Below are 26,626 nucleotides of genomic sequence, written 5' to 3'. Positions count from 1 at the left end.
CACGGCGCCCTCCCGACCCCCGTCGCCGCCGTCATGGCCGCCCTCGACGCCGCCGTCCACGCCTGGGACATCGCGATCGCCACCGGCCGGCCGTCCCCGCTCACCGATATCCTGGCCACCCATCTCCTCACTGCCGCAACCGATCTGATCGAACCGCTGCGCCAGTGGGGCGCCTACGCGGCGGTGCTGGATGCCGAGCCCGGCGACGCCCCCGCCGACACCCTCCTGCGCTACCTCGGCCGCAACCCGCGCGGCTGAGTCTGCTGGTTATCCTCCGCGAGAACGGGTTTCGTGCCGACACGCGATAGCCGGCACGCCCCGTTCGGGCACTCTGTAAGGAATGCGGAAGGCGGATTCAGAAGGCGAGGGCAGACCAGGGCTGGTCGTAACGGCGTCACACCGTCCGGCAGCCGCGCGTGACCGACTTCGAGCCCATAGGCGCGAACGACGTCGATCGAACTCACGTCGCGTTGAAGCGTCACTTCCCAGTACATCGATCCGGGCGCAGGCTCACGTCTTCCCGCGCACAGCGCTCGAATTCGTTCGTCAGCCGGCGGGTGAAGCGCTGATGCTCACGTGGGCCGCGGGGCAACCACACGATCCGCCCTTCCCAGAGCTCGATCTGATCCGCCACGTCACCCGGAAGCCGTTCCAGTTCCTCCCACGTCATGTATTCGGGGAGGTCGGGGCAGTCGATACCGCGCAGGACCATGGCGCAATGGTAACTCGCAGACAGTAGGGACTACCCGTGGTCGGCTGGCATGCTCGGCCGGTTCTGCTAGTCGTTCCCCTGCCGGTCCAGCACGCGAGTCAGCAGCCGGATCAGGCGGTCGCGCTCTGCCGTTGTCAGTCCGCCGAATATCTCGTCCTGGACGCTAGTCAATGCGGCGTCCAGTTCGTGCAGTCGTCGTTCGCCGGCTGTGGTGAGGGTGATCAGGTTGCGGCGGCGGTCGTTCGGATCCGGGTTTCGCGCAACGTATTTCTGCGCCTCGAGCTCGGTCAGCATGGCGTGCATATCGCTGCGGTCGATGCGGCACCGCTGGCCGATCGCCACCTGGCTGGCGGCCCCGAACTCGTCGAGCGCGGCCAGAATCGCGAAGTGGTAGCCGCGGGCGCCGACCGCCGACATGGCTTCTCCGATATGCCGCTGGGCGAGTGCTGCGGTCTTGCTGACCAGCCAGCTCGGTTTGCCGCGCAGGCGTGCGGGCGTGTCGTCCATACGTGAAGTCTAGTGGATTCGTTGGACAGGCCAACGAATGTGGCGTAGCGTCGCCTGGGTAAACCGTTGGTTGCCCCAACGATTATCGGAGGTGGAGAAGATGTTGCTCACGCTGGATGAGGCGCACGCCATCAGTGCTCGGATACGTTCTCGCGCTGCGGAATTGGATGCAAGGGTGACCGTGGCCGTCGTGGACGAGGGAGGGCACGTGCGAGTGCTGGATCGGATGGACGGTGCGCCACCGCTCTCGGCCCGGATCGCCCCCGCGAAGGCGGCCGGCGTCGCCCTGTTCCATCGCGACGGCGGTGAACTGCAGCAGCTTCAGAAGGCCTGGCCCGCCCTCTTCGATCGCGTCGATCAGCTGGCGCCCACACCGATCGTGGCGGGCGCGGGCTCGCGGCTGATTCGTCGCGACGGCGTCGTACTCGGCGCGGTCGCGGTCAGTGGCGGGCGGCCCGAACAGGACGACGAGTGCGCCGAGTTCGGGCTGGGTGTACCGACTCGACCGGCGCCCGGCCCGGTATAGCCGAGAGCGGTCTTTCGGTCGCATGGTCCGATCTCCATGCTTCCCCGGCTACGAGAGCATGGCCATGTGCCCGATCAGGCTGCGTGCGAACGGTTTTCGTGCCACCGCTGCACGGCGACCTGTACGGCCTCTTCGTCCTGTGTCGCGTGCGCCCCCGAGGCCCCGGCGGCCCCGAGAATCACACCGTTCTCGGTGACGAGCACCCCACCCGCGAAGGGGATGTAGTCGCCGTCGTAGAGATGCTGAATGCTGTCGACGATCTCGCCCGGCAACGGGAGTTGTCCCGAGGGATGCAGCGTCAGGAGTGCGGTGCGCGCCTTGGCCACCGCGAGGCGACTCGTCATCGGCATCCCACCGTCTGCCCGCCGCAGCGCAATCACCGCGCCGCTCACATCGGTCACCGCCACCGCCAGCGGCGGAAATCGGTGTTCGGAGGCGACCGTCAGGGCCGCGGTCACCAGCCAATCGGCATCGGCCAAGCCCAATCCGGGAAGTCGAGGGATCTGCGCCATGGGTCGACCTTAGCCGGGTGTCGTCACGGAGTGCGGGCGGCGGTGTGAGACGCCTAATCCTTTGCGGCAGTGTATGTTTGTGCGCCGCGTCGCAGGGCCGTCCCGCGTTGCCGCCACCTCCTGAGCGGCCGCCCGCGAGGCGCTCGGGTCCGCGGGTTGTGGCACTCCATGCACTGGTCGCGACCTGGGCAGATTCGGTCGCCGAAGGTGCGCCGCGTAGACTCTTGCACTCGTGAGTCTCACCCTCGGTATCGTCGGCCTGCCCAACGTCGGAAAGTCGACGCTGTTCAACGCGCTGACCCGCAACGACGTGCTCGCGGCGAACTACCCCTTCGCCACCATCGAGCCGAACGTCGGCGTGGTGCCGCTGCCCGACCCGAGGCTGGACAAGCTCGCCGAGATCTTCGGCTCCGAGCGCATCGTCCCCGCGACGGTCTCCTTCGTCGACATCGCCGGCATCGTCAAGGGCGCCTCCGAGGGTGCGGGCCTGGGCAACAAGTTCCTCGCCAACATCCGCGAAGCCGACGCCATCTGCCAGGTGGTCCGCGTCTTCGCCGACGACGACGTGGTCCACGTCGACGGCAAGGTCGACCCCCTCAGCGATATCGAGGTCATCGAAACCGAGCTCATCCTCGCCGACCTGCAGACCCTGGAGAAGGCGGTCGTCCGCCTGGACAAGGAAGCCAAGGTCAAGAAGGACCGCAAGCCGGTAGCCGACGCCGCCAAGCAGGCCCAGGAATTCCTCAACGAGGGCAAGACCCTCTACGCCGTCCGCGACAAACTCGACGCCGACCTCCTGCGCGAACTGTCGCTGCTCACCACCAAGCCGTTCCTCTACGTCTTCAACGCCGACGAGTCCGTCCTGACCGACGACGCCCGCGTCGCCGAACTGAAAGCCGCTGTCGCCCCGGCCGATGCGGTCTTCCTCGACGCCAAGGTGGAAGCCGAACTCCTGGAGCTGGACGCCGAATCCGCGCTGGAGCTCCTCGAATCCATCGGCCAAACCGAACCGGGCCTCCACGCCCTGGCCCGAGCCGGCTTCCACACCCTCGGCCTCCAGACCTACCTCACCGCCGGCCCCAAAGAAGCCCGCGCGTGGACCATCCACCAGGGCGACACCGCCCCCAAGGCGGCAGGCGTCATCCACACCGACTTCGAACGCGGCTTCATCAAGGCCGAAATCGTGGCGTACGACGATCTCGTCGAGGCCGGTTCCATGGCCGCCGCCAAATCCGCGGGCAAGGTGCGGATGGAAGGTAAGGACTACGTCATGCACGACGGGGATGTCGTCGAGTTCCGCTTCAACGTATAGCGGATCAGCGTCTGGGAAGAAGTAGGGGCGGCGCCTGTATCGCTCCTGGTAGAGACTTTGCTGAGGCCCCCTTCCGGTATTCGGGTGGGGGTGCAGTCGTTTCGCCGGCGCCGTGCGATGGCCGGTTCGGTGCGCGGGTCTCGTGAGCACGAAACCGGACACCGCTCGCGGGGTTACGCGGACACGATGGGCCGGCTCTACCGCTTGGGGCGGTCGGCTCCGGCGGACGGTCCCGGACAAGGAAGTGGAACACGTACTGCAGAGGGTTTCAGGATTGCGCTCAGGGCGCGGCGATGGCTTTTGCGCGGTGGTCGCGGATTTCGTCGTGATGGTCGGCGGCCCAGCCGATCAGTGAGGTGACGATCTCGTGGAGCCCGCGGCCGAGTGAGGTGAGGGCGTATTCCACTCGCGGCGGGACCTCGGCGTAGGCGGTGCGGGCGATCAGGCCGTCCTGCTGGAGCTGGCGCAGGGTGAGGGTGAGCATGCGCTGGGATATACCGGGGACTTGGTGTTGCAGGTCTTTGTAGCGCAGGGGACCGGCGTCGAGTACGGCGATGACGAGCAGGCTCCATTTGTCGCCGACGCGGTCGAGGACCTGGCGGATGAAGTCCATGTGTTCGGCGGGGATGTTCGCGCACGGGCCTGCTGTCGCTGCCGCTCCCGTGCTGTCGGTGACGTCCATGACGCACATTCCTCTCCGTCACGCACACCGGTGTGCCTTTTGTAGCGCCTCCGATACTGGTCCATTATGGCGTTACGAACAAAAGGTAGGAATTGGAGGTGCGTCATGAAGGTCGAGATCTGGTCCGAGGTGACCTGCCCGTGGTGCGGGCTGGGCAACTACCGCCTGGAGCGGGCCGTCGAGAGGTTCGAGCACCGCGACGAGGTGGAGGTGGTCCACCATTCGTTTCCGCTGAGCAGCAGCTTCCCCGAGGGGCGCACCTTCTCCGTCCGCGAGGCCCTGCTGCGTCAGCACGGTGTGAGCGGCAGCCAGGCCGAGGCCTCGACCCGGCGGATAGAGGCGTTGGCCGCCGGTGAGGGCCTGAGCCCGTACCAGGTTCTGGACAACGTGGCGGGCAACACCGACCTGACGCACGAGTTCCTCGCGCATGCCTCCGCGCAGGGCCGGAACCGCGAGGCCTGGGCGGCGATCTTCCGGACTTACTTCGGCAAGGCCGAACCGGTTTTCTCCCTGGGCGATCTCCTGGGGCTTTCCGACGAACTCGGGCTCGACCGCGAGCAGACTCGTCAGGCCCTCACCGATCACCGCTACCGCCGGCGGGTCGGCGATGACGCGGCCCGCGCCCGGCGCCTCGGTGCGCGCGGCGCTCCGTTCATCGTCATCGAAGGCCGTTACGGCGTCCCCGGCGCCCAGGATGGTGACAGCCTGCTCGAGGTGCTCCGCAAGGCTTGGGACGAGACCCATCCTCTCGCCCTCACCCCCGACGCCGGCGATGCCCCGGCCTGCGGCCCGGATGGCTGTGCGCTGCCCGAGCGCGGCTGACGCGGCCCCATGCCGTCCCCGCGCGGCACCCGAGCCTCTGTACCGCCCGACCACCCACCCGCAATCCGAACAATTCAGAGGAGACCATCCATGTCCAAGGTGATCGCCATCTTCGGCGCCGGCAAGGGCCTGGGCGCGTCGGTCGCGCGCCGCTTCGCCCGCGAGGGCTTCAGCGTGGCGCTTGTCGCCCGCGGCAAAGAGCGCCTCGACGCGCTCGTCGGGCAACTGAAGGCCGAGGGCATCGACGCGGCCGGTTTCACCGCCGACCTGTCCGAGCCCGAGCAGGTCCCCGCTACGGTCCAGGCCATCCGCGACCACTTCGGGCGCATCGATGTGATCGAGTACGGGCCGATCAGCGGCGAGCAAGCATTCAGCCCAGCGGCCCGAGTCGACGCGGCCACGCTGCGCAAGGACAGCCCACTGCTGCTGCTCACCCCGGTCGAGGTTCTCCGCGCCGTGCTGGCGGAGTGGACCGAACGCGGCGACGGCGCGTTCCTCATGACCACCGGCTACACCGCGGTCGAGCCGCGTCCGTACCTGAGCGGTGTGGGTCCGCTGATGGCAGCCGCCCGTAACTGGCTGTACTCGCTCAACGGTGAACTTTCCGCGATCGGCGCCTACGCCGGAACTCTCTCCATCGCTGCCTTCATCGCCGGCAGCGACATGGGCGAGATCGCCGCCGCGGCCATGCCCGACACGGCCGGGCCGCTCGTGGACCCCGATGACCTCGCCGACCACTACTGGGAGATGTACACCAAGCGCGACCGCATCGAGCAGATCCACCCCGAACCCCCGGTCCGATGACGCCCCGCTCGTTCAGCTCACCCGCGGTAGACAAGCCCCCGCACACCACGTTCGGCAGGACAGTGCGGGGAGCGGCTCTGCCCGGAGACACCGCGCACATCCGGTCCCGATGGCGCGGTGCAGATTCTTTCGACCGCGGCGATGAGTTTTCCGGACCGCCCCCGTCGGTACTGGTGAACGCGCCACCAACCCGGTGCGACCGACCCAGAAGGAACATGAAATGACCGCCGTCACCGCCACCGAGACCACCGCCGCCGTCCGCCCCGGCAAGATCCGCAACCGCGTCCTGTGGTCCCTGCAGATCGTGCTCGGTCTGTTCTTCATCATCGCCTCCGGCGGCCCGAAGCTTGTCATCCCGCAGACCCTGATGGAAAACAACGCCACCGCCTTCTCGATCCCGTTGGCGCTGCTGGTCTTCATCGGTCTCGCCGAGGTCGCGGGCGGGATCGGACTCATGGTGCCCCGCCTGACCGCGGCCGCCGCGATCGGCCTGGCGATCGTCACCTTCCTCGCCGCCGGCTTCAATGCCTTCCTGGCCGGCACCCCGGAGTTGGCTCCCTTCCCGCTGGCGCTCACGGCGATCTTCGCCTGGATCGCCTACGAACGCCGGGCCTCGATCACCGCCTTGGGCGCGCTGATCAAGCGATGACCCGCGCATAACGCCCGGCTACCGGCGGCACCCAGCCGCCGGTAGCCGCGTTGCGCGTTACGGGGGACGGTTCGCTCGGGTTGGTCGGGCTGTCTCATCGGAGTCGCGGGGCGGACGTCCCCGGATCGGGTCGCCCACCCGTGACCCTCCGAATCATGTAATGACAGTTTTGGTTTCGCGGCCGGCTAGTGACTTGCCGCGACAACGGGCGGCCAATCCTGCGGTTCGATATTGCTGGGCTTTCGACTGTGGTCTTGGCTCCAGTCGAATACAGGTGTCGGAGGTCCCCACTGCCTCGGTTCATCGAACGAGATGGTGTCGCTACCGAAGTCGGCCTCGTCGAACCGGGTGTCGCCGGCGAAAGTCACACGGTCGAACCGCGCCTTACCGGTGAAGGTCGCGCTGCCGAACCATGTATTGCCGGCGAAGGACGCACCGTCGAATCGGGCGTTGCCGGCGAAGGTGGCGCCGCCGAATCCTGTGTCGCCGGCGAAGGTGGTGCCGACGAATCCTGTTTTGCCGGCGAAGGTTGCGTCACCGAACTCGGCGTTGCCGGAGAAGCTCGCCTCGCCGAACTCCGCGTCGCCGGAAAAGGTCACGCTGTCGAATCCTGTTTTGCCGGCGAAGGTGGCGCCGCCGAATCCTGCGTCACCGGCGAAGGACGCGTCGCCGAACCGGGCATTGCCGGACAGGGTCGCGCCGTCGAACCGGGCGTCGCGGGCGAAGGTTGCATCGCCGAACCGCGCGTTGCCGGAAAATGTTGCGTCGTCGAAATGGCCGTTGCCGGAGAAGGTTACGCCGTCGAACCGGGCGTTGCCGGAGAAGGTCGTCCCACCGAAGTGGGCGTCGCAGGCGAAGGTGGCGCCGCCGAACCGGGCGTCGGCGGAGAAGCTCGCACCGGCGAACGAGGCGTTCTCGGCGAAGGTTGCCTTGTCGAACCGGGAGCTTCCGGACAGAGTCGCGCCCTCGAAATGGGCGCTGCCGGAGAATGTTGCGCCGTCGAAATGAACGTTGCCAGAGAAGGTTACGTCGTCGAACCATGCGTTGCCGGAGAACGTTGCGCCGTCGAACTCGGCATTGCCGGCGAAGGTCGCGCTACCGAGCCAGGCGTCGCCCGAAAAGGTCGCGCCGCCGAACCGAGCAGCACCCGAGAACTGTGCACGGCTGAAATCGACGTTCTCGAGATAGGCCGTGCGGAAGTCGAAATCGGCTGTTGACCAGCTGTATGCGGCCGTGGGCCGAAGGTGGTCGGTAATGACACGGACGATGGTTGCCCGGACTTCTCGGTCATTGTGTCGATATTCGTGGTGGTGTTCCCGGTCGTCGGCGTGGGTGTTGTCCGCCGTCGCGCGGTGCTGCTTGACGACCAGTTTGCTCTGGTGGTTGGCACCGAGTTCCGGGCTGTAGGGCAAGCGGAGGTATCCGCACAGCACGTCGATACATTGCTGGCGGCGCGGGCCGTCGGATCCATCGGCGACACCGGCCATCGCGTAGACCCCGGCGATTCGGACCGCGACGTCTGTCGCGCCGAGTTGGGCGGCTGCGGCGCCGAAGCGTTCGACGAACCGGCTCTGTTCCAGATCGCGTTGACGCCGGTAGGCGATGACCAGGGCGACCACGCCGCCGACACCGGCGACGACGGTCAATGCGACACGAGTGATATCGATTTCGGCGGCTTGCTTGGTCGCATCGACGGGGGTGATCCAGCGTAGGAATCCGTAGGCTGCGAAGGCGACAGCCAGTCCGGCGAGCAGCGCCGCGGTGACCGCGGGGAACAGCTGTATTCGTCCCGCCCGGCGGCTGAATGCCGCGCGCGATTCCTTGGTCAACGCTGCGCGCACCGCGGCCGGTCTCGTATGTGCCTGTGCGCGAAGCGCGCTCACCCTCCTGGTCACTGCACGATTCTGCTCGATACCGAAGGTAAGCGCCATCGACCGTAGGCAATCTGCCGGACCTGCTGCGCGTCAGTCCGGCAGCCAGTGCAGCTCGTGGGCAAGGGTTTTGGCGAGGGTACGGATGCGCCGGTGTAGTGGTGACTGCACGCGCGGGAGGACCAGGTGGATGGTCAAGGTGGGGGCGCCCCGCAGCGGTCGCCACGTGAGACCGGCCGGTTGTGTCGTGACCGCTACTTCACCGGCCGGGGCGAGGGTGAGCCCGTCGTGGAGGTCGCGCTGAGAGATATCGAAAGAGACTGCGGGTGTGTGGAATCGGGGGCTGGTGTCGCGGAACAGTGCGGACAGCTGATCGTGGATCACCGGGTTGGCCGCACGGTCGGGGAGTCGCAGCGGATATGCGGCCGCATCGGCGATCTCGATCTCCGGGTATTCGGCCAGCGGATGGTGCTGTGCCAGTTGGACCCCGACGCGCTCACGCCGCAGCGGGAACCGGCGCACGCCACGACCCGGCTGTTCACCACGGGTGATCCCCGCATCGATGCGGCCGTCGGCGACCGCGGGGGAGATCTCCGGTGTCGACATCGGTACCGCGCCGACCTCGAGTCCCGGGCTGCTGCGAATGAGCTTGTCCACCAAGGCCGGTGCCGTCTCGGCCCCCGTGCTGACGCTGTATCCGATGCGCAGCGTGCCCAGTTCACCGGCCCCTGCTTTCCGGGCGGTGTCCCACGCCCGGTCCAGCGCCGCCAGCGCAGGCGGCGCGGACTCCGCCAAAGCCGCACCGGCCGTGGTCAATACGACACTACGCGTGGTGCGAACCAGCAGGCTCGTACCGAGCTCCGCCTCCAATCGGCGCATCCGGGCACTGAGTGCGGGCTGCGCGATACCGATCCGTGCGGCCGCGCGGGTGAAGTTCAGTTCCTGCGCCAGCACCAGAAAGTACCGCAGGCTCACCGTATCCGGCGCCACATGCCCTCCCTGCCGATTGATAACGATTTGTTCTGAGTCTATCGCGTACCGGTCTTTCCCTCGACCACACATCAAGCCCTAACCTGCGCATATGACGTTTCAATCGACCGTGGTAGATGCAGGAGGCAGTCATGCATAAGTTGGTAGTCCTGTATCCCGAGCCCGCCGACCCTGACCACTTCCGCGACTACTACGTGACCAATCACCTTCCGCTGGTCACGAAGTGGCCCGGCCTTCTCGGGTGGCGCTACAGCTTCGACGTGGCGGCGACCAACGGAGAAGCGTCGTATTTCGCGGTCTTCGAAGCCGACTTCGCTGACGCCGCCGCCCTGGCCGCGATGCGGGCGTCACAGTACGGCCGGCGGGCGGCCGCCGATGTCGTCAATTACGCCACCGGCGGTGTGGTCGTCATCGACTATCCGGTGCATGAGGGCACCATCTGAGGGACGACCGCCGAGTGCGGCGCCGGCGCGCGGATGCCGTTGCGTGCCAAAGAGTTCGGTATCGTCAGCTCTCCTTGTACTCCAGGAGCGCGACGATCTCCCGGACCGCGTCGGCGACCGCGGGGGAGTCCTTACGCAGGATCTTGCCGTGGTCACTGGTGACTCTCGCGCTGACCTTCAGGTTCGGGTTCCGGTCCAGGTACGGGTCGAGGGTGCGGCGCATCTGCTCCAGCTCACCGCCCTTGTCGTAGACGGTCTCGGCCGAGGCGGCCACGTACCGGACCGGGCGGCTCATGCTGTCGAGGATGGGGCCGAGGGCGGCATGCAGCTCATGGGCCTCGATCTGGATCTCGGCATGCTGGTCGGCGCTCATACGCGCGGCCAGGCCCATCGGGGCGACCAGCGGTAGCAGTGTGGCTGTAGCCGAGCGCAACTGATTGCAAAATGAGAGCAGTATCGGTACCTTCAACTGGTTGCGCATTGCAATCGGAAAGGGTGTCGATGTCACAGGTGGTTCGTGTGCAGAACTTCAACCTCTCCAGCGACGGCTACGGGGCCGGGGAAGGGCAGAGTCTGGAACGGCCTTTCGGGCAGGCCGATCCGAGCGCGCTGTTCGCGTGGTGTGGCCCCACGGCGCACTGGCCCACCCGTACCGAGGCGGGTGGAACCTACGGCCTCGACGATTACTTCACTCGTGACTATCGCAACAACATCGGCGCGGAGATCATGGGGCGCAACAAATTCGGTCCGCAGCGCGGGCCGTGGGAGAACTACGAGTGGCAGGGGTGGTGGGGTGATGAACCGCCGTTTCGTACGCCGGTATTCGTTCTCACCCACTATCCGCGGCCCTCTATCGTGCTGGGGGACACCACGTTTCATTTCGTCGATGCGTCCCCGAAAGAGGCTCTGGAGAAGGCATTCGAAGCTGCCGACGGCTCGGATGTGCGTATCGGCGGTGGCGTCTCCACCATCCGCGATTTCCTCGACGCGGATCTCATCGATCAGATGCACATCGCCGTCGCGCCGGTCGAACTCGGCGGCGGCGAAAAATTGTGGACCAGCCCGGACGAACTGACGGACCGCTTTCACTTGGAACGGGTGCCGAGCCCGAGTGGCGTGACGCACCATCTGTTCTGGCGTCGCTGACGGCAGTGATCGAACGCCGGCACCGCGGACAGAGCAACTAGAAGTCCATGCCCCCGAGCCCGCGGGGCGAGGACTCGGGTTCGCCCTGCCCGGGCCCGCCGGTCGGGTCGCTCGTGGTCGAGTGGTGTTCGGCGGCGAGATCGGTGTTCGGTTCGCGGCGGGGATGGTGGACCATCGCCCAGGCCGAATGTGCCGCGGCCGATATTCGATGCCCCAGTTGGGTCGCAATTCCTGACATCGGACTACTCCTCATCGGACGACTGTTCTTGCCTCGCGCATACCCGGTGCCGGCCGGAGCATTCCCCACCTGCGCTTCCGCGAGGACCCGGCCGGGCCGAAGGCCATCTCTATCGCGGGACATCAAAGGACGTTCTGCCCTTGGTCCGGCCGAGCGAAGCGGCGACGCTGGACAGCGACAACCGGGATCCTGCCGAGGATCGCACCGCTTCGAGAGGGCATGAATATGAAACCGTTGTCGGAATCACTGATGGATCTCGCGGTCCGAGTGAAGGAGTTCGAAGACTCCTCCGCCGGGGCTCGGGACAAGAGCCGTGCCGCATTGCAGGCTCGGCGGGAAAAGCTGACCGCGACTCTCGAACATGAGGGGCACGAGTTCGAGAAGACCGCGGCTGAACTTCGGGATGCCGCGCAGCACTGGTGGTCGGAGACCCAGGAAGCGCTCGAACGTCAGATCTCTGTGATGCGCGCCGACTTCGACAAATGGCAGGCGAGCATCCGGGCGCAGCATGCGGGACGGCCCCCCGAGCTCGCGGAACCGGCGAACAAGGGCTGATCGATCCTCGGCGGTGACCCACATCACCATTCGTTCCTGTCAGGAATTCGCGCCCTGTCTCGTTCAGGGAGCACGTGAACCAGACAGGAGCGAACCATGAAGCACCGCATCGTCGTTCTCGGGGCCGGATATGCCGGAGCCTTCTCCGCCGGATACCTGGCCCGCCAACTGCACCCGGACGACTTCGAGATCACGGTCGTCAATGCCGAACCCGATTTCGTCGAGCGGTTGCGGCTGCATCAGCTCGCCGCCGGGCAGGAGCTGCGCCACCGGCCTCTGGCCGAGGTGTTCGCGGGTACGGGCGTCCGATTGCGAGTAGCACGGGTCACCGCGGTCGACGTCGAGGACCGGACAGTGACGGTTGCCGACGGTGACGGCATCGACCGACTCGGATACGACACCCTCGTCTACGCGCTCGGCAGCACCGCCGCCGATCAGGGGGTTCCCGGCGTCCACGAGCATGCCTTCCATGTGGCCGCGCGACCGTCCGCGCTGCGCCTGCGCACCCGCCTCGACGAGTTGGGCGGAGACGGGAAGGTGCTGGTCGTCGGCGGAAACCTGACCGCGATCGAGGCCGCCACCGAATTCGCCGAATCTCGCCCGGGACTTCGCGTCGGTCTCGTCACCAGCGGTGAGCTGGGCGGCTGGCTGGGCGCGAAAGCTCGCCGGCACCTGCTGCGCGCCTTCGAGCGATTCGATATCTCGGTGCACGAACACACCACGATCGGGTCCGTCCAGGAGGACGCCGCGGTCGCCACCGACGGCACAGTTTTCGCCTCCGACGCGACCGTGTGGGCCGCGGGCTTCGCCGTGCACCCGATTGCCGCCGCGAGCGGCCTCGAGGTGATCGCCAACGGTCAGATCACCGTCGACCGTCAGATGCGGTCGGTCTCGCATCCGGATGTCTATGTCGCCGGTGACAGTGTCTTCGTCATCGGCGAGAACGGCCGGCCGTTGCCGATGTCCTGCGCGTCGGCCGGATTCACCGCTATGCAGGCGACCGCGGCGATCATCGGGGACCGGACCGGGCGCAAGATATCGACGACCTCGCTGTCGTATGTCGGCAACCACATCAGCCTCGGCCGCAAGGACGGGATCTTCCAGTTGGTCGACGGCGATGCGCACGCGAAGTCGTGGGCCCTGTGCGGACGGACGGCCGCACGCGTCAAGTCGACGATTCTCGACACCGCCGCCTGGACCCTGAGCCATCCGACCTTCGGAAAGCCGAGTCACAAGTACCGCGCGGCCGCTGCCGTCGAGCCTTCTCCGCGCGTGGTCGCCGCATAGGGTCGTGCTCATGGATACCGCCACCGTGGCGCGTTTCGAGGCCAGCCGGCGTCGGCTGGCCTCGCTCGCCTACCGTCTACTCGGCTCGGCCGCCGACGCCGAGGACACGGTGCAGGAGGCGTTCCTGCGGTGGCAGGCCGCCGACCGGGAGTTCGTCGAGGTGCCCGAGGCGTGGCTGACCAAGGTCGTCACCAACCTGGCGCTCGACCGCCTCCGGTCGGCAACGGTGCGGCGCGAACGCGCGGTCGGCGCCTGGATGCCCGAACCGCTGCTCGACGGCGATCCGATGCTGGGCCCGGCCGAGACCGTCGAGCAGCGCGAATCGGTGACCTTGGCGGTACTCACGCTCATGGAGCGCCTGTCGCCGATCGAACGCGCCGTTTACGTACTGCGCGAAGCGTTTTCGTACAGCCACGCCGAGACGGCCGACATCCTCGACATCACCGAATCGGCGAGTCAGCAATATCTCCATCGGGCACGGCGCCGAATCGCCACCGCCGGCGCGACGACCGAGACCGACCGCGCATCCGCGCGCCGGATCGTCGAGGCGTTCGTCGCCGCCGCCTCCTCGGGCCGGACCGAACGGCTGGTGGCGTTGCTGACCGCCGACGCCACCGGCGTCTCCGACGGCGCCGGCCTGGGATGGGCCGCGAAACTCATCCGGTACACGACGCCGGAGCGGATCGCCGGCGCGGTGCGGGCCGGCTTCAAACCCTCTCCGGCCAAGCGCAAACTCGCCGGTGGCTCGCCGGCCATCCATGCCGCCGTGGTCAACGGCTGCCCGGCCATGCTCGCCACGCTCGACGATCGCGTCGTGGGTGTGCTGATCCTGGAGGTCCGCGACGACAAGATCGCGGGCGTGCGCGGCATCGCCGCCCGGCACCGGCTCGGCCGCCTCACCGAGGAGTGGCAGCGGCAGGACCACGATGCCCCGCTGATCGAATCGTGGTAGCCATGCCTATACCTGCTCGTCCAGAACGGCCAGGACCGCCGAGGTGTCGTGATAGTAGGGCCGGAATTCGGTGATCAGCCCGTCTCGGAAGCTGATCCATTGCAGCAGTGAGGTTTTCAGTTCACGACCGGTGTGGCGCGCCCGCAACCGGCCGCGGCTGTGGACGACCACCCGGTCGCCGTCGCTGAGGAACTGCTGATCGTCGAACCACAAACCGTCCCAGCTGTCGCCCATCGCGGCGATGAACTTCCGGAAGCCGTCGTGTCCGTGCCATTCACCGCCGTAGGGCAGGCTCGCTGCTTGATACATGACCACATCGGACGCCAGGTGCCGAGCCATCTCCCCGAACTCGGCGCCTTCCGTGAGGTAGGCCGCTTCGGCCGCATAGAACGCTCGTAACGTGGTCATCACATCCGCTGACATGCCCCCGATCTTGGTAGTCGACATGACGGTCTGCTGGCGAGAATTCGTCGTCACGCTCGGTCGTCAATCGTCGTAATGACCGCCCACACCGATGATGACGATCTCGGTCTCGGTCACGTAGTAGATCAACCGATGTTCCCGGGTTATTCGTCTCGACCAGTTTCCGGCGAGCTGATGTTTGAGTGGCCCGGGTTTCCCGATACCTCGGAAAGGGTCGGCGAGGACTGCGGTGATCAGTTTGTTCGCCGCCCGCAAAACCGTTCGATCGCGAGTAAGCCACGACGAGTACGTCTCCCAGCCGTAGGACGTGAAGACCAGCTTGCGGTCAGGCATCCGGGTCCAGCAGCTCTCGCGCTTCGATCTCGCCTCGTTGCGCTTCACGCGCGGACTCCAGCAAGCGAACCCCGCCATGGGTCGCGAGAACGTAGAGCGTCTCCTGGATCGAATTCCAATCGGATTCCGCGACCAGAACCGCGTTTTCGCCGCTCTTTGTCACCACGGTGACCGTGTCGTGGTCGTCGTTGACCTGCTGTACCAGCGAAAACAGCTGTTGGCGCACGGTGGAGATCGGTAATGCGGTCATAGTGGCCCCTTCATCGAACTTGTACAAGATATCGTACAAGAGATTCGCTGGCGTACCGCTACGTACGCCACCCAGAGGGTCTTCGGCGTCGCCGGCCCGGCCGGTGCTGGCGAGGAGATCGAGGCTGCGAGTCTCGAATGCTCACACGACGATGACTCGTCGCCCGCGAGTGTGCCCGGCCTGGCTGTCGATGTGCGCCGCAGCGGCGTCGGCGAGGGGGTACGACTTCTCGACCGGGATATGCAGTTTTCCCCGCGCGATGAGGTCGGCGGCCGCACCGAGCGCGTCCGGCATACTTCCCGCTACGCCGGAGAATCGGACGCCGAACTCCGGTGCGCCGAGGTCGGCGATGGTGATCACTCGCTGCGGATCTCCGGTCAGTTCGACGAGTTCGCGGATGATTCCCGAACCGGCCAGGTCGAGGGCCGCATCGATGCGGCCGAGTCGGCGTACTCGATCGACCCAGCCCTCGCCGTAGGTGGTGGCGATGGCGCCGAGGCTGCGCAGGTAGTCCTGATTCGCCGCCCCGGCCGTGCCGATCACCGTGATGCCGCGCTCGCGGGCGATCTGGAGCACGGCCGACCCGACTCCGCCGGACGCGCCGCTGACCAGCAGGGTGTGTCCGGGCCGCGCGCCCACCTGGTCGATGATGCGCAATGCCGTCTCCACCACGGACGGATAGCCGGCCGCTTCCTCGAACGCGAGCCCGTCGGGCATGCGGGCCCACGCCGACAGCACTGCGAACTCGGCACAGGTGCTCGAACCTTCGCCGAATACGGCGTCACCGATCGCGAAACCCGTTACGCCCTCGCCGATTTCGTCCACCACGCCGGCCGCGTCCTGTCCGACTCCGGCGGGCAACTCGAGCGGATGGGCCTGCTGGAACTGCCCTTCGCGAATCCGCCAGTCGACGGGGTTCACGCCCGCCGCGCGCACGGCGATGCGGATCTGCCCGGGGCCCGCGTGCGGCTCCTCGGCGTCTACGAGTTGCAGGACTTCCGGGCCGCCGAACTCGGCGAAACTCACCTTCTTCATGCGAACGACAATAACACTAACGGTTAGTGTTTTGTAGTTGTTAGTTTTTCATACTTGATAGCATCCAGAGGTGACTGCGCCGACCGGACGTCGTGAGCGGAAGAAGGCCGCGACCCGCCAGAAGATCGCCGATACCGCGCTGCGGCTCTTCCTCGAGCGCGGCTACGACGCGGTCGGTATCCGGGATGTGGCCGCCGAAGCCGACGTGGCGGTGACCACGCTGTTCTCCCACTTCGCCTCGAAGGAAGCGCTGGTTTTCGAGCGGGACGTCGACTTCGAACAGCGCCTCACCCGGGCGGTCACCGACCGGGCCGCGGGGGAGCCGCTCATGCCCGTGCTGCGGCGCGAGATTCTCGCGCTGGTCCGGCATTGCACGGCGGAAGGCGCCGATCCGATCTGGCGCATGATCGACGACTCGCCCGCTCTGCGGCAGTACGAGGAGTCGATGCGGCTGCGGCACGCCGAGTCGCTGGCGACGGCCATCGCGGCGGACCCCGATCTGTCTCGCACTCCGACGGCCTGCCGGACGATCGCGAGATTCGTGATCGACGCCTACTCACTGGCCCGCGAGTCGGCCGATCCGGATGCCGCGGTGGACGAGATCTTCGCGATGATCGATGGTGCGTGGGCGGTCGCGCCGAAAATCGATTCCGCTGCGGGATAAGCGATTTACCGCCTGCACCGGAATCGATCCCGGTCGGTCAGCCGGCGACCGAGCGGAAGAATGCGCGAATATCGGTGACGAGTTCCGCAGGCGCCTGGAGGGAAGCGAAGTGGCCGCCCACGGGGTACTCGTTCCAGCGCACGATCGTGTTGGCCGACTCCGCCAAGCCGCGAACGGCCCGGTCGCCTCGGAAGTTCGCGACCGCGGTGGGTACGCCCGACGGCGCGGGTTTGCTGCCCCACGACGCCCCGGACTCCCGGTAGATCCGGGCCGCGGAGCCGGCGGTGCCGGTGAGCCAATAGGTAGTGACGTCGGTCAGGATGATGTCGCGATCGACCGGCGCTTGGTCGGTGGCCGTCGGATCCCAGTCGACGAACCATTCGAGATTCCAGGCGAGTTGGCCGACCGGTGAGTCGTTGAGGGCGTAGGCGATGGTCTGCGGCCGCAACGCCATCTGGGTCGCATAGCCGTTGTGGCCGTACCACCACAGCTGGTTCGCGACGGCCTTCGCGCGGTCCGCTTCCGACAGTTCGTCGAGTTCCCGGCCGGACCCGGTCGCGGTCGCGGCATCGGCCAGCGCGTTGACGTGCACACCGATCACCTTGTCCGGTGCGACCCGGCCCAGAGCGGGGGAGATGAGACTGCCGTAGTCGCCCCCTTGGGCGCCGTAGCGTTCGTAGCCGAGCCGTTCCATCAGCGTTGCCCAGGTGCGCGCGATTCGCGGTACGTCCCAACCGGTTTCGTGAGTCGGGCCGGAGAATCCGAAGCCCGGTACCGACGGTGCCACCACGTGGAACGCGTCGGCCGGATCACCGCCGTGAGCGCGCGGATCGGTCAGCGGTCCGAGGATGTCGAGGAAGTCGGCGGGCGTGCTGGGCCAGCCGTGGGTGAGGATCAGTGGCGTCGCGTCGGGTTCGGGAGAGCGAGCATGCATGAAATGCACTGTCTGCCCGTCGATTTCGGTGAGAAACTGCGGGACCTTGTTCAATCTCGACTCGTGTTCGCGCCAGTCGTAGCCGGTGCGCCAGTACTCGGCCAGCTCGATCAGGTAGTCGCGATCGACCCCGTACGACCAGCCGACGCCCGGCAGGGCATCGGTCCATCGGGTGCGTGCGAGCCGAAAGTGCAGTTCGTCCAGGTCTTCCTGTGGAATGTCGATGCGGAACGGGGTGATCGGCGTATCGGTCATGAGAGGAGCATCCACCGCGTATAGGACGGAAACGGTCCTACTCGTGCGGGATGATCGATCCATGCCCGAAACCACGCCGGCGCGGCTGTTGCGATTGCTGTCGCTGTTGCAGACACATCGCGACTGGACCGGAACGGAGCTGGCCGAGCGACTCGACGTCACCACTCGCACCGTCCGGCGCGATGTGGAACGCCTGCGCGAATTGGGATATCCCGTGCACGGCGTGATGGGACCGGAGGGCGGCTACCGTCTCGGCGCCGGTGCGTCACTCCCGCCGCTGCTGCTGGACGACGACGAAGCGGTGGCCGTCACGATCGGACTGCAGACCAACACCACCGGCAATGTCGCCGGCATCGAGGAAACGTCGCTGCGCGCGCTGACCAAGGTGGAGCAGGTACTTCCGGCCCGGCTGCGCCACCGCGTCGACGCGCTGCGCGGCGCCGTGGTCGCCATGCCGCCCCGCTACGATCCGGGTCCCGCTGTCGACGCCGATCAGCTCACCGCCATCTCCGCCGCCATTCGCGCCGCCGAAACGCTGCGCTTCGACTATCGCAGTCATGCGGGCGAGGACACCCGGCGCACCGTGGAGCCGCATCGCATCGCGCATTGGAGTCATCGGTGGTATCTCGTCGGCTGGGACAGCGACCGGGCCGACTGGCGCACCTTCCGCGTCGACCGCATGTCGCTGCGGACCCCCAACGGGCCGCGCTTCACACACCGTCCGTCCCCCGACGGCGACGTCGTCGCCTATCTGCGTCGCACGATGGGTTTCGCGATGTGGCCGTACCGCTCGGTCATGCGCGTCCACGTCCCCGCCGAACAACTGGCCGGGCGCATCGAGGGTCTGGTCACCCCGATCGACGAGCACACCTGCCGACTCGAAATGGGTTCGGACTCCTACGCTTTGGTGGCACTGGTGGTCGGCATGCTCGATGTGGAATTCGAGGTCGAATCGCCGCCGGAACTGGTGGAACATCTGCGGGCCCTCGCGGGCCGGTTCACCCGGGCTGCAGGTGGACAGTGATCGCCGGTCGTGGCGATGAGTTTCCGGCCGTCGGCGCGTCGTTATTCGCGTACCCGCCTGCTGCGGTGGGCCTGCGATCGGAGGAGAGACTGTGGCGATCAAGCGGATGGACAACGTGCTCATCGTGGTCGAGGACATCGACGCGGTGATCGCGTTCTTCGTCGAACTCGGTATGGAGCTGGAGAACAAGGGGCCGGTCGAGGGGCGGTGGGTGGAACGCATCATCGGAGTCGACGATGTGCGGCAGGAGGTCGCGATGCTGCGAACTCCCGACGGTCACGGCCGGGTGGAACTCGCGATGTTCCATGAGCCGCAACCGATCCGGTCCGAGCCGCAGCACGCGCCCGCCAACACACTCGGCATTCGCCGCATCATGTTCGCCGTCGACGATATCGACGACGTCATCTCCCGCCTGCGTGCGCACGGCGCCGAACTCGTCGGCACGGTGGAGCAGTACGAACAGATCTTCCGGCTCTGCTACGTCCGTGGTCCCGAGGGGATCATCGTCGGCTTGGCCGAGGAAATCGGCTGACCAGGGAAAACTGGCGTATCAGCGGTCGTGTCAGGCCGGCATCAGGGGCGTATCAGCCGTCCGCCGCACAGTTGTCCCCATGAACAGCACAGCAATCGCCGCCTCCGGGTTGCGGAAGGCATACGGGGACAAGACGATCCTCGACGGGATCGATCTGAGCATCGAGGCCGGGACCATCTTCTCGCTGCTCGGTCCGAACGGGGCCGGGAAGACGACGACCGTGAACGTGTTGACCACGTTGGCGAAGGCCGACGGCGGGACGGCTCGAATCGCGGGGCACGATCTCGCCACCGAGGGCAAGGCCGTGCGCGCGGCGATCGGGGTGACCGGGCAGTTCGCGGCGGTGGACGATCTGCTGACGGGTGAGGAGAACCTGCGCCTGATGGCGGGGCTGCATCGCCTGCGCGGGGCCGCGGGCAAGCGGGTGGTGGCCGACCTGCTGGAGCGGTTCGATCTGGTGGAATCCGCGAGTAAGCGCGCGGCGACCTACTCCGGCGGGATGCGCAGGAAGCTGGATCTGGCGATGACGCTGGTCACCAAACCGCAGATCGTTTTTCTGGACGAGCCGACCACCGGACTGGACCCGCGCAGCCGGCGCACCATGTGGGACATCGTGCGGGAGTTGACATCCGAGGGCGTGACGATCTTCCTCACTACCCAGTACCTCGAGGAAGCCGATCAGCTGGCCGACCGGATCGCGGTACTCGACCAGGGGCGCATCGTCGCCGAAGGCACACCCGACGACCTCAAGCGCCTGGTGCCCGGCAGCCACATCCAGCTTCGTTTCACCCAACCCGAGGAACTGGATGCCGCCGCGCGCAGCCTGCCCGGCGCCACCCGTGACGACAGCGCGCTGACCCTGCGCGTCCCCGGCAACGGCGGCACGAAGTCTCTGCGCCACCTGCTGGATCGGCTCGCCGAGTCCTCGGTCGAGGCCGAGGAGGTCACCGTCCACACCCCCGATCTCGACGACGTCTTCCTTTCCCTGACCGGTCACGCGACCACGGAGGTTTCCCCGCGATGAGTACGATCACCATGCCCGCACCCCTGTCCGATGCGTCGATGATGTTGGGCCGCAACTTCACCCACATCGCCCGCAGCCCCGTCACCATCTTCAACGCGGCACTGATGCCGGTCGTGATGATGCTGATCTTCGTCTACGTCTTCGGCAACGCCTTCGATGTCGGCGGCCACTACATCGATTACGCCACACCGGGTTTGATCCTGCTGGCCATCAGCTACGGCCTGTCCGGCACCGCGGTGTCGGTGAGCTCCGATATGGCGAAGGGCATCATCAACCGGTTCAAGGTCATGGACGTCTCCCGCAGCGCCATCCTGATCGGTCACGTGGCGGCGACCATGCTGACCAACCTGGTCGCCATCGCGGCCGTCATCGGTGTGGCCTTCGCCCTGGGGTTCCGTCCGCCGGCGAGTGCGACGGACTGGCTCGCCGCCATCGGCATCATGGTCGCGACCTCGTTCGCGGCATCCTGGCTCACCGTCGCACTCGGAATGGCCGCGAAGACACCGGAATCCGCCGGTATGAGCGTGGTGCCGCTGATCATGCTGCCCTTCGTCAGCAGTGCGATCGTGCCGGCCGACAAGATGGGCCAGGGTATCCGGCAGTTCGCGCAGTACCAGCCGTTCACGCCGATCATCGAATCGCTGCGCGGATTTCTCGAAGGCCACCCGTCCGGCGGTTATACGGCCGCCGCGCTGGCCTGGTGCGCCGGATTCGCCGTGGTCGGATTCCTCTGGTCGCGTGCCACGTTCACCAAGCGAGCGTAGTCGCCACCAATTCCTCCCACTTTTCCTCCGCCCCTTCCTTCGTCGCCTCGGTGAACCGCTGGTCACCGAGGCGACGTCGTGCTGTCTGCTCGATCCGCTCCACATCCGGCTGGGACCGGTCGACCAGGCCGCGGATCGCGGCACTGGCCGCCAGCAACCGGACGGCCTGTTCGTCTTGTTCGGCCCGCGACGCCAGATCCGCGATCCCCACCAGTATCAGGGCGGTGAGAGGTGCGTAGCCGGCGCCGGTCGCGGCGCGGAACGCCGCGGCGTGCAGTGCCCGAGCAGCATCCAGATCCATTGTGAGGCAACCCATCTGGTGGTTACGCAATGCGTCGACGTAGCTCTGGCCGGCGTCGCCGCCCTGCACGGAAGACGCGATCTCGATCTGCCGGCGGGCCTGTTCCGTATCGCCCTGCCACCGCGCCAGCTCCGCCTTCGTGAACGCGAATTCGGCCAGTGCGTTCGGCCAGGCGGACCGGTCCGCGTAGCGCTGCGCCTCGGACATGGCCTCGGCGCTCGCCTCCGCATCGCCCTGCAGCCAATACAGTTGAGCCTGGCGCGCCCGGATCAGGAAAACGTCCTCGATGGCGCCGACCTCGGTGACCACCGCGATCGCCTCGTCCAGATAAGCACAGGCCGTGGCGAATTCGCCGCGCATGGCGATCCTGTTGGCCAGCTCGGTCAGCGCGAACGACATACCCCAGCGCTCGCCGAGCGCCCGGAATTCCGCCAGTGCCGCCTCGAGATGGTCGTCGGCCTCCCGGCCGGGGAAGCCGAGGGCGATGCGCGCCTTGCCCACCTGCAGCCGGGCCAGCGCCCGCACCCAGGGATCGTCGTGGGTGAGCAGCGGTTCGAATGCGGTCAGGAATTCGTCTCCGCCGCGCAACATGCGTTGCAGAGCGCCGATGAATGCCAGTAGCGGATAGTCGGATTCGCTGTTTCGGCCAAGCTGGTAGGCCTTGTGGACCCATTCCGCCACCTGGTGCTCGTCGTTCGGCCCGGAACTCATGAAATGCACGAGCAAGCCGTAGACCCTGGCCCGGAATTCGTCGCCACCCGAATTGTCTGCGGTGCGGGCACTCTCGCTGCCGCCTCCGTGCCCGCCGATTCGTGCTGGGTTGTCGGCGGCACTCGCGAGGGCACTGCGTGGTGATGCTTCGCTGCCGCCTCCGTGCCCGCCGATTCGTGCCGCGGCGGTGATCAGTTCCATACCTTCGGCTTTGTGCCCGCCGAGCCACCAGTACCAGCCGGCGGCCGCCGCGAGCCGCAACGCTCCCGCCGCGTCGTCGTCGGCGAGCGCGCCGCGCAGCGCGACCGCGATGTTGTCGTGTTCGGCCTCGAGTTTCGCGAGCCACTCCAACTGCTCGGCGCGGCGCAGATGCGGCTCGGCGGTCTCGGCGAGGGTCGTGAAGTACGAGAGGTGTTGCCGGCGTACATGTTCTGATTCACCCGCCTCGACCAGGCGATCGTAGGCGTACCGCCTGATCGTCTCGAGCATCCGGTAGCGCGGTTCGGTGTCCGGCGAGGTGAGCAGCAGCGACTTCTCGGTCAGCGCCGTCAGCAGTTCGAGCACCTCCCACTGCTCGACGTCACCCGCCGCGTCGGATGCGCCCGCGCAGATCCGCTCGGCCGCCTCGAGGCTCGCTCCGCCGGCGAAGACCGCCAGCCTGCGCAACACCGTCCGTTCCGCATCGGTGAGCAGTTCCCAGCTCCAATCCACCACCGCGCGCAGCGTCCGATGCTGCGCGATGGCGGTGCGGCTGCCGCCGGTGAGCAGCCGGAACCGATCGTCGAGGCGGTCGGCGAGCTGATCGAGGGACATGGTGCGTAACCGTGCCGCGGCCAGTTCGATGGCCAGCGGTATGCCGTCGAGCGCACGACATATTCGCGCGATGGTCGACAGAGTGACGGGATCGGTCGTCTCCAGATCGGCACGGACCGCGCCGGCCCGGTCGCGCAACAATTGCACGGCGGGGGAGGATTCGATCTCGGCCGGGCTCGCGTCCGCGGCAGGCAACGCCAACGGCGCCACCTGCCACAGCGCCTCGCCCGTGATGCCGAGTGGTTCCCGGCTCGTGGCAAGGATTCGCAGGCCCCGGCATTCGCCGAGCACCCGGTGGGCGAAGGTCGCCGCGGAGTCGATCACGTGCTCGCAGTTGTCCAGGATCAGCAGCGTTTCGCGGTCGCGGATCGCCGCGACGAGTCGGTCCACCGGTTCCGCGTCCGGTGTGCCGCCGAGCAGCGCGTCCCGCAGCCCGAAGGCGGCGAGGGCCGATTGCGCGACGTCACCGTCGGCGCCGACGGCTGCCAGTTCCACCAGCCACGCCCCGTCTGGTAGATCGTCGAGCAGGGTGCGTGCGGTTTCCAGCGCCAGCCTGGTCTTCCCGGAGCCGCCCGGCCCGGTCAAGGTGGTGAGCCGATGGTTCGCGAGGAGTTCGCGCACCGCGGCGATATCGGTGTATTTGCCCACGTACCTGGTCAATTCGGCCCGCAGGTTGGTCTTGCGTTCGTTGTCTCGCGGTCCCGCTTCGCCGCGCAGCAGGGCCACGTGCAGGTCGGATAGTTCCGGCGAGGGATCCACGCCCAGGGTGTCGGCGAGTGCTTCGCGGGCCCGCTGGTAGACGAGCAGTGCCTCGGCGCCGCGGCCCGCGGCGGCCAGGGCCCGCATCAAGGCGGCGACCAGTCGTTCCCGGACCGGATGCCGGGCGACCAGCTCGGTGAGTTCGGCGACCAGATCCGCTCCGCGGCCGAGGCGGATCTCCGCTTCGTACAGATCCTCCAGCGCGGCCAGATGCAACCCTTCGAAGCGGGTGACCACCGCCGCGACCGCCTCGCTGTCGCGCACATCGATGTCCTGCATCGGCGCCCCGCGCCACAACCCCAGCGCCTCACGGAGCAGATGCGTCTGCCGGACGACGTCGCCGCCACGAGCCTGGTCGAGGAGCCGTTCGAACCGCAACGCGTCGACCGCGCCCGGATCCACCGCCAGCCGGTAGCCGCCCGCATGCCCGTCGAGCGAACCGTCCGGCAGCACCCGCCGCAGCCGGGAAACCAACGCCTGCAACGCATTCGCCGCGTCCGCGGGCGGTTGCTCACCCCAGATCCAGTCGACCAGAGTCGTTCTGGGGACCGCGCGGCCCGGTTCGAGTGCGAGGGCGATCAACAGCGCCCGCAACCGCGCGCCCGGTACCTCGATCACTTCACCGTCATCTGCTCGGATGTCGAGCGTTCCAAGCATCCCGATTCGCACCCGCAACATTCTGCCGTGGCGGACCGACCGGTGTGAGATCACCCGTCCCACCAGCGGAAACAGCATGTCAGGGGAGATGTCAGCCCGGCGTCAGCCCGATATCAGCGCCCGTGGCGACAGTAGTTCTCGTGAACAGCACAGCGATCCGCACCGCGGACCGGTTCACCGGCCGGATCCCCCGATCCCGCCGCCCGATTCCCAGCAGAACCCAGGAGAACGCAATGCCTGCTTTCCAGACCCCGGAACCGATCGCCGTCGCCGTCGAGGTGCTGTCCGGCAACGTCACCGTCACCGCCTCCGATCGCACCGACACGGTCGTCGCGGTCCGCCCCGCCGATGCGGCCAAGAAGGCCGATGTGCGCGCCGCCGGGCAGACGCGGGTCGACTTCGCCGACGGCACCCTGACCGTCACGACGCCGAAGGACTGGCGGACCTACAGCCCCTTCGGCGGCAATCCGTCGATCGAGGTGACCATCGAGGTGCCGACCGGCTCCCGTTTCCAGGGCACCGCCGGTGTGGGCCGAATCCTCGGCGCCGGCGAACTCGGCGAATGCGTGCTGGAGGTGTCGGCCGGCGACATCGTCGTCGAACGCCCGCTCGGTTCGGTGACCGCGAAGACCGCCCAGGGCAATATCCGGATCGCGGAGGCCACGCGCGGTGTGCTCCGGCTGGAGACCTCGACGGGCGAGCTCGAGGTCGGCATCCGCCCGGGCAGCGCGGCGCGGCTGGAAACCACGGTCGCGAGCGGCGCCGTGCACAACCAGCTGGGACCGGTCGACGGTGCGCAGGACGACGAGCACACCGTGCGGGTGTACGCGCGCAACGCGTTCGGCAACGTCATCATCCGGCACGCGTCCGCCGCCTGAGGCCCCCTTCGTCTTTTTCGAGAGGAAAACGCCATGACCCGAACGGTTTCCGTCCCGCACGGCCTGCCCATGGAGCGCAATGCGGGGCCCTTCGATCCACCCCGCGAGATCACCCGGCTGCGCGATGCCCACCCTGTCAGTCCGATGATCTTTCCCGACGGCCACCAGGGCTGGCTGGTCACCGGCTACGACGAGGTGCGCAGTCTTCTGGCCGACTCCCGGTTCAGCTCGCGTCAGGACATCGGCGTTCTGCACGTGCCCTACGAGATTCCGGGCATGCCCGTGGCCACCGAGCCGTCGCCGCAGATCCCCGGCGTCTTCATCGCGATGGACGCGCCGGATCACACCCGGTTGCGGCGCAAACTCGTCGGCGCCTTCACCGTCCGACGGATGAAGCAGCTCGAGGACCACATCGTGGAAATCGTCGAGCGGCAACTGGAGGCGATGGCGCGGCTGACCCCGCCGATCGACCTGGTCGCGGAGTTCGCACTGCCGGTGCCCTCGCTGGTGATCTGCGAACTGCTCGGCGTTCCCTACGAGGATCGCGAGACCTTCCAGGTCAACTCGGCGAAGTTCCTCGTCAAGGACCAGGCGCTCGAGGAGAAGATGGCGGCCTACGGCGCGTTGACGACGTATCTGGCCGAACTTGTCGTCCGCAAGCGCGCCGAACCGGGTGAGGACATCCTCTCCGATCTGGCCCGCCACGACGATCTCACCATCGAGGAACTGACCGGCATCGCCTTCCTGCTCCTGCTGGCGGGACACGAGACCACCGCGAACATGCTGGGGCTCGGCACCTTCGCGCTGCTCGAGCATCCGGAACAGGCGGCCGAACTGCGTGCCGATCCGGCTCTGGTTCCCGAGGCGGTCGAGGAACTCATGCGCTACCTCTCGGTCGCCGACATCTTCTACCGCTACGCCACCGAGGACATCGAGCTCGGCGGCGAAACCATCGGCAAGGGTTCGACCGTCGTCGTCTCGCTGCTGGCCGCCAACCGCGACCCGCGCCGCTTCGACGATCCCGACACCCTCGACGTGCACCGCACGGCCCGTGGTCACCTGTCCTTCGGTCACGGCATGCACCTGTGCCTCGGTCAGCAACTGGCGCGGATCGAGATGCGCGCCGGATTCGCCGGACTGCTACGCCGCTTCCCGACCCTGGCCCTGGCCGTTCCGGCCGAGGCGGTGAGGTTGCGGACCGATATGAATATCTACGGGGTGCATGCACTTCCGGTCACGTGGACGGATGTCGCGGAGTAGT

31 protein-coding genes and 1 pseudogene are annotated in these 26,626 nt (G+C 67.3%); 18 read left to right on the top strand and 14 right to left on the bottom strand.

The features are described 5' to 3' along the window. Nucleotides 1-258: pseudogene (locus C8258_RS23970) on the top strand (TIGR03086 family protein); the annotation flags it as partial. A 220-nt stretch (nucleotides 259-478) separates the two neighbouring features. Here the strand turns inward: C8258_RS23970 and C8258_RS23965 are convergent. Together C8258_RS23965 and C8258_RS23960 are read right to left on the bottom strand one after the other, a co-directional pair. Then, nucleotides 479-712, bottom strand: coding sequence for a hypothetical protein (locus C8258_RS23965; RefSeq protein WP_106957084.1), 234 nt, complete (start codon nucleotides 710-712; stop codon nucleotides 479-481). Between the two features lie 66 nt (nucleotides 713-778). Further along, a complete protein-coding gene (locus C8258_RS23960; protein WP_106957083.1) occupies nucleotides 779-1,219 on the bottom strand; it encodes a MarR family winged helix-turn-helix transcriptional regulator in 441 nt (146 codons plus the stop codon). Nucleotides 1,220-1,256: 37 nt separating this feature from the next. Here C8258_RS23960 and C8258_RS23955 point away from each other — a divergent pair, with 37 nt between their 5' ends. Further along, nucleotides 1,257-1,745, top strand: coding sequence for a heme-binding protein (locus C8258_RS23955; protein WP_106957082.1), 489 nt, complete (start codon nucleotides 1,257-1,259; stop codon nucleotides 1,743-1,745). Nucleotides 1,746-1,819: 74 nt separating this feature from the next. Here the strand turns inward: C8258_RS23955 and C8258_RS23950 are convergent, their stop codons facing one another. Next, complete coding sequence (locus C8258_RS23950) at nucleotides 1,820-2,257, bottom strand: heme-binding protein (protein ID WP_199195827.1); 438 nt, start codon at nucleotides 2,255-2,257, stop codon at nucleotides 1,820-1,822. 232 nt (nucleotides 2,258-2,489) lie between these two features. Here C8258_RS23950 and ychF point away from each other — a divergent pair, with 232 nt between their 5' ends. After that, complete coding sequence (gene ychF, locus C8258_RS23945; RefSeq protein ID WP_106957081.1) at nucleotides 2,490-3,569, top strand: redox-regulated ATPase YchF; 1,080 nt, start codon at nucleotides 2,490-2,492, stop codon at nucleotides 3,567-3,569. Nucleotides 3,570-3,849: 280 nt separating this feature from the next. On the opposite strand, the gene C8258_RS23940 is transcribed toward ychF, so the two are convergent. Further along, nucleotides 3,850-4,182 (bottom strand): helix-turn-helix domain-containing protein, encoded by a 333-nt coding sequence (locus C8258_RS23940; RefSeq protein WP_233225296.1) that lies wholly within the window; start codon nucleotides 4,180-4,182, stop codon nucleotides 3,850-3,852. A 174-nt stretch (nucleotides 4,183-4,356) separates the two neighbouring features. Between C8258_RS23940 and C8258_RS23935 the strand changes: the two genes are divergently transcribed. The 3 genes from C8258_RS23935 (at nucleotide 4,357) to C8258_RS23925 (ending at nucleotide 6,526) form a co-directional block, all read left to right on the top strand. Then, a complete protein-coding gene (locus C8258_RS23935; protein ID WP_106957080.1) occupies nucleotides 4,357-5,073 on the top strand; it encodes a DsbA family protein in 717 nt (238 codons plus the stop codon). 90 nt (nucleotides 5,074-5,163) lie between these two features. Continuing rightward, nucleotides 5,164-5,877 carry an SDR family oxidoreductase gene (locus tag C8258_RS23930; protein ID WP_106957079.1) on the top strand — a complete coding sequence of 238 codons (714 nt, stop codon included), beginning with the start codon at nucleotides 5,164-5,166 and terminating at the stop codon, nucleotides 5,875-5,877. Nucleotides 5,878-6,097: 220 nt separating this feature from the next. Further along, nucleotides 6,098-6,526 carry a DoxX family protein gene (locus C8258_RS23925; RefSeq protein WP_106957078.1) on the top strand — a complete coding sequence of 143 codons (429 nt, stop codon included), beginning with the start codon at nucleotides 6,098-6,100 and terminating at the stop codon, nucleotides 6,524-6,526. A gap of 185 nt (nucleotides 6,527-6,711) precedes the next feature. On the opposite strand, the gene C8258_RS23920 is transcribed toward C8258_RS23925, so the two are convergent. Beyond that, a complete protein-coding gene (locus C8258_RS23920; protein ID WP_158271303.1) occupies nucleotides 6,712-8,421 on the bottom strand; it encodes a pentapeptide repeat-containing protein in 1,710 nt (569 codons plus the stop codon). Nucleotides 8,422-8,490: 69 nt separating this feature from the next. Beyond that, the gene (locus C8258_RS23915; protein ID WP_106957076.1) at nucleotides 8,491-9,387 is read right to left on the bottom strand and encodes a LysR family transcriptional regulator; all 897 of its coding nucleotides are present in this window, start codon (nucleotides 9,385-9,387) and stop codon (nucleotides 8,491-8,493) included. Between the two features lie 131 nt (nucleotides 9,388-9,518). Here C8258_RS23915 and C8258_RS23910 point away from each other — a divergent pair, with 131 nt between their 5' ends. Beyond that, complete coding sequence (locus C8258_RS23910; protein ID WP_106957113.1) at nucleotides 9,519-9,830, top strand: EthD family reductase; 312 nt, start codon at nucleotides 9,519-9,521, stop codon at nucleotides 9,828-9,830. 64 nt (nucleotides 9,831-9,894) lie between these two features. Here C8258_RS23910 and C8258_RS23905 read toward each other — a convergent pair whose 3' ends face one another. Further along, nucleotides 9,895-10,263 carry a hypothetical protein gene (locus C8258_RS23905; protein WP_146161318.1) on the bottom strand — a complete coding sequence of 123 codons (369 nt, stop codon included), beginning with the start codon at nucleotides 10,261-10,263 and terminating at the stop codon, nucleotides 9,895-9,897. A 68-nt stretch (nucleotides 10,264-10,331) separates the two neighbouring features. Between C8258_RS23905 and C8258_RS23900 the strand changes: the two genes are divergently transcribed. Further along, complete coding sequence (locus C8258_RS23900) at nucleotides 10,332-10,976, top strand: dihydrofolate reductase family protein (RefSeq protein WP_106957112.1); 645 nt, start codon at nucleotides 10,332-10,334, stop codon at nucleotides 10,974-10,976. Nucleotides 10,977-11,013: 37 nt separating this feature from the next. Here the strand turns inward: C8258_RS23900 and C8258_RS32365 are convergent, their stop codons facing one another. Continuing rightward, the gene (locus tag C8258_RS32365; protein WP_146161317.1) at nucleotides 11,014-11,214 is read right to left on the bottom strand and encodes a hypothetical protein; all 201 of its coding nucleotides are present in this window, start codon (nucleotides 11,212-11,214) and stop codon (nucleotides 11,014-11,016) included. A gap of 249 nt (nucleotides 11,215-11,463) precedes the next feature. Between C8258_RS32365 and C8258_RS23895 the strand changes: the two genes are divergently transcribed. From C8258_RS23895 to C8258_RS23885, 3 genes are all read left to right on the top strand, one after another. Further along, on the top strand, nucleotides 11,464-11,769 hold the full coding sequence (locus C8258_RS23895) for a hypothetical protein (protein WP_146161316.1): 306 nt from the start codon (nucleotides 11,464-11,466) through the stop codon (nucleotides 11,767-11,769). A 96-nt stretch (nucleotides 11,770-11,865) separates the two neighbouring features. Next, nucleotides 11,866-13,056, top strand: a complete 1,191-nt coding sequence (locus tag C8258_RS23890; RefSeq protein WP_106957073.1) for an NAD(P)/FAD-dependent oxidoreductase — start codon at nucleotides 11,866-11,868, stop codon at nucleotides 13,054-13,056. A gap of 10 nt (nucleotides 13,057-13,066) precedes the next feature. Then, nucleotides 13,067-14,008 carry a sigma-70 family RNA polymerase sigma factor gene (locus C8258_RS23885; RefSeq protein WP_106957111.1) on the top strand — a complete coding sequence of 314 codons (942 nt, stop codon included), beginning with the start codon at nucleotides 13,067-13,069 and terminating at the stop codon, nucleotides 14,006-14,008. A gap of 6 nt (nucleotides 14,009-14,014) precedes the next feature. On the opposite strand, the gene C8258_RS23880 is transcribed toward C8258_RS23885, so the two are convergent. The 4 genes from C8258_RS23880 to C8258_RS23865 form a co-directional block, all read right to left on the bottom strand. Next, the gene (locus C8258_RS23880; RefSeq protein WP_233225292.1) at nucleotides 14,015-14,485 is read right to left on the bottom strand and encodes a nuclear transport factor 2 family protein; all 471 of its coding nucleotides are present in this window, start codon (nucleotides 14,483-14,485) and stop codon (nucleotides 14,015-14,017) included. A 9-nt stretch (nucleotides 14,486-14,494) separates the two neighbouring features. Next, nucleotides 14,495-14,764 (bottom strand): Txe/YoeB family addiction module toxin, encoded by a 270-nt coding sequence (locus C8258_RS23875; RefSeq protein ID WP_106957071.1) that lies wholly within the window; start codon nucleotides 14,762-14,764, stop codon nucleotides 14,495-14,497. Further along, nucleotides 14,757-15,014, bottom strand: a complete 258-nt coding sequence (locus C8258_RS23870; RefSeq protein WP_063012442.1) for a type II toxin-antitoxin system Phd/YefM family antitoxin — start codon at nucleotides 15,012-15,014, stop codon at nucleotides 14,757-14,759. Before C8258_RS23870 ends, C8258_RS23875 begins: the two co-directional genes overlap by 8 nt. A gap of 141 nt (nucleotides 15,015-15,155) precedes the next feature. Continuing rightward, complete coding sequence (locus C8258_RS23865) at nucleotides 15,156-16,049, bottom strand: NADP-dependent oxidoreductase (protein ID WP_106957070.1); 894 nt, start codon at nucleotides 16,047-16,049, stop codon at nucleotides 15,156-15,158. A 70-nt stretch (nucleotides 16,050-16,119) separates the two neighbouring features. Here C8258_RS23865 and C8258_RS23860 point away from each other — a divergent pair, with 70 nt between their 5' ends. Further along, nucleotides 16,120-16,713 carry a TetR/AcrR family transcriptional regulator gene (locus C8258_RS23860; protein ID WP_106957069.1) on the top strand — a complete coding sequence of 198 codons (594 nt, stop codon included), beginning with the start codon at nucleotides 16,120-16,122 and terminating at the stop codon, nucleotides 16,711-16,713. A gap of 37 nt (nucleotides 16,714-16,750) precedes the next feature. Here C8258_RS23860 and C8258_RS23855 read toward each other — a convergent pair whose 3' ends face one another. Further along, entirely contained in the window at nucleotides 16,751-17,902 is a 1,152-nt protein-coding gene (locus tag C8258_RS23855) for an epoxide hydrolase family protein (RefSeq protein WP_106957068.1), read from the bottom strand. Between the two features lie 61 nt (nucleotides 17,903-17,963). Here C8258_RS23855 and C8258_RS23850 point away from each other — a divergent pair, with 61 nt between their 5' ends. The 4 genes from C8258_RS23850 (at nucleotide 17,964) to C8258_RS23835 (ending at nucleotide 21,246) form a co-directional block, all read left to right on the top strand. Further along, a complete protein-coding gene (locus C8258_RS23850; RefSeq protein WP_106957067.1) occupies nucleotides 17,964-18,926 on the top strand; it encodes a YafY family protein in 963 nt (320 codons plus the stop codon). A 91-nt stretch (nucleotides 18,927-19,017) separates the two neighbouring features. After that, entirely contained in the window at nucleotides 19,018-19,458 is a 441-nt protein-coding gene (locus C8258_RS23845; RefSeq protein ID WP_233225291.1) for a VOC family protein, read from the top strand. 79 nt (nucleotides 19,459-19,537) lie between these two features. Further along, the gene (locus tag C8258_RS23840; RefSeq protein WP_106957066.1) at nucleotides 19,538-20,482 is read left to right on the top strand and encodes an ATP-binding cassette domain-containing protein; all 945 of its coding nucleotides are present in this window, start codon (nucleotides 19,538-19,540) and stop codon (nucleotides 20,480-20,482) included. Then, nucleotides 20,479-21,246 (top strand): ABC transporter permease, encoded by a 768-nt coding sequence (locus C8258_RS23835; protein ID WP_106957065.1) that lies wholly within the window; start codon nucleotides 20,479-20,481, stop codon nucleotides 21,244-21,246. Before C8258_RS23840 ends, C8258_RS23835 begins: the two co-directional genes overlap by 4 nt. On the opposite strand, the gene C8258_RS23830 is transcribed toward C8258_RS23835, so the two are convergent. Next, a complete protein-coding gene (locus C8258_RS23830) occupies nucleotides 21,230-24,508 on the bottom strand; it encodes a BTAD domain-containing putative transcriptional regulator (RefSeq protein ID WP_199195834.1) in 3,279 nt (1,092 codons plus the stop codon). The genes C8258_RS23835 and C8258_RS23830 overlap by 17 nt on opposite strands. A gap of 212 nt (nucleotides 24,509-24,720) precedes the next feature. Here C8258_RS23830 and C8258_RS23825 point away from each other — a divergent pair, with 212 nt between their 5' ends. Both C8258_RS23825 and C8258_RS23820 read left to right on the top strand, forming a co-directional pair. Beyond that, nucleotides 24,721-25,365, top strand: coding sequence for a DUF4097 family beta strand repeat-containing protein (locus C8258_RS23825; protein ID WP_106957108.1), 645 nt, complete (start codon nucleotides 24,721-24,723; stop codon nucleotides 25,363-25,365). 33 nt (nucleotides 25,366-25,398) lie between these two features. Beyond that, nucleotides 25,399-26,625: a cytochrome P450 gene (locus C8258_RS23820; protein WP_106957064.1), complete on the top strand. Its 1,227-nt coding sequence runs from the start codon at nucleotides 25,399-25,401 to the stop codon at nucleotides 26,623-26,625. Nucleotide 26,626: the final 1 nt, after the last annotated feature.

The sequence above is a fragment of the Nocardia sp. MDA0666 genome (assembly GCF_003023875.1).
Classification (GTDB): Bacteria; Actinomycetota; Actinomycetes; order Mycobacteriales; family Mycobacteriaceae; genus Nocardia; species Nocardia aobensis.
The sequence above is the reverse complement of the archived record's forward strand: the minus strand, read 5'-3'. Positions and strand labels throughout refer to the sequence as shown.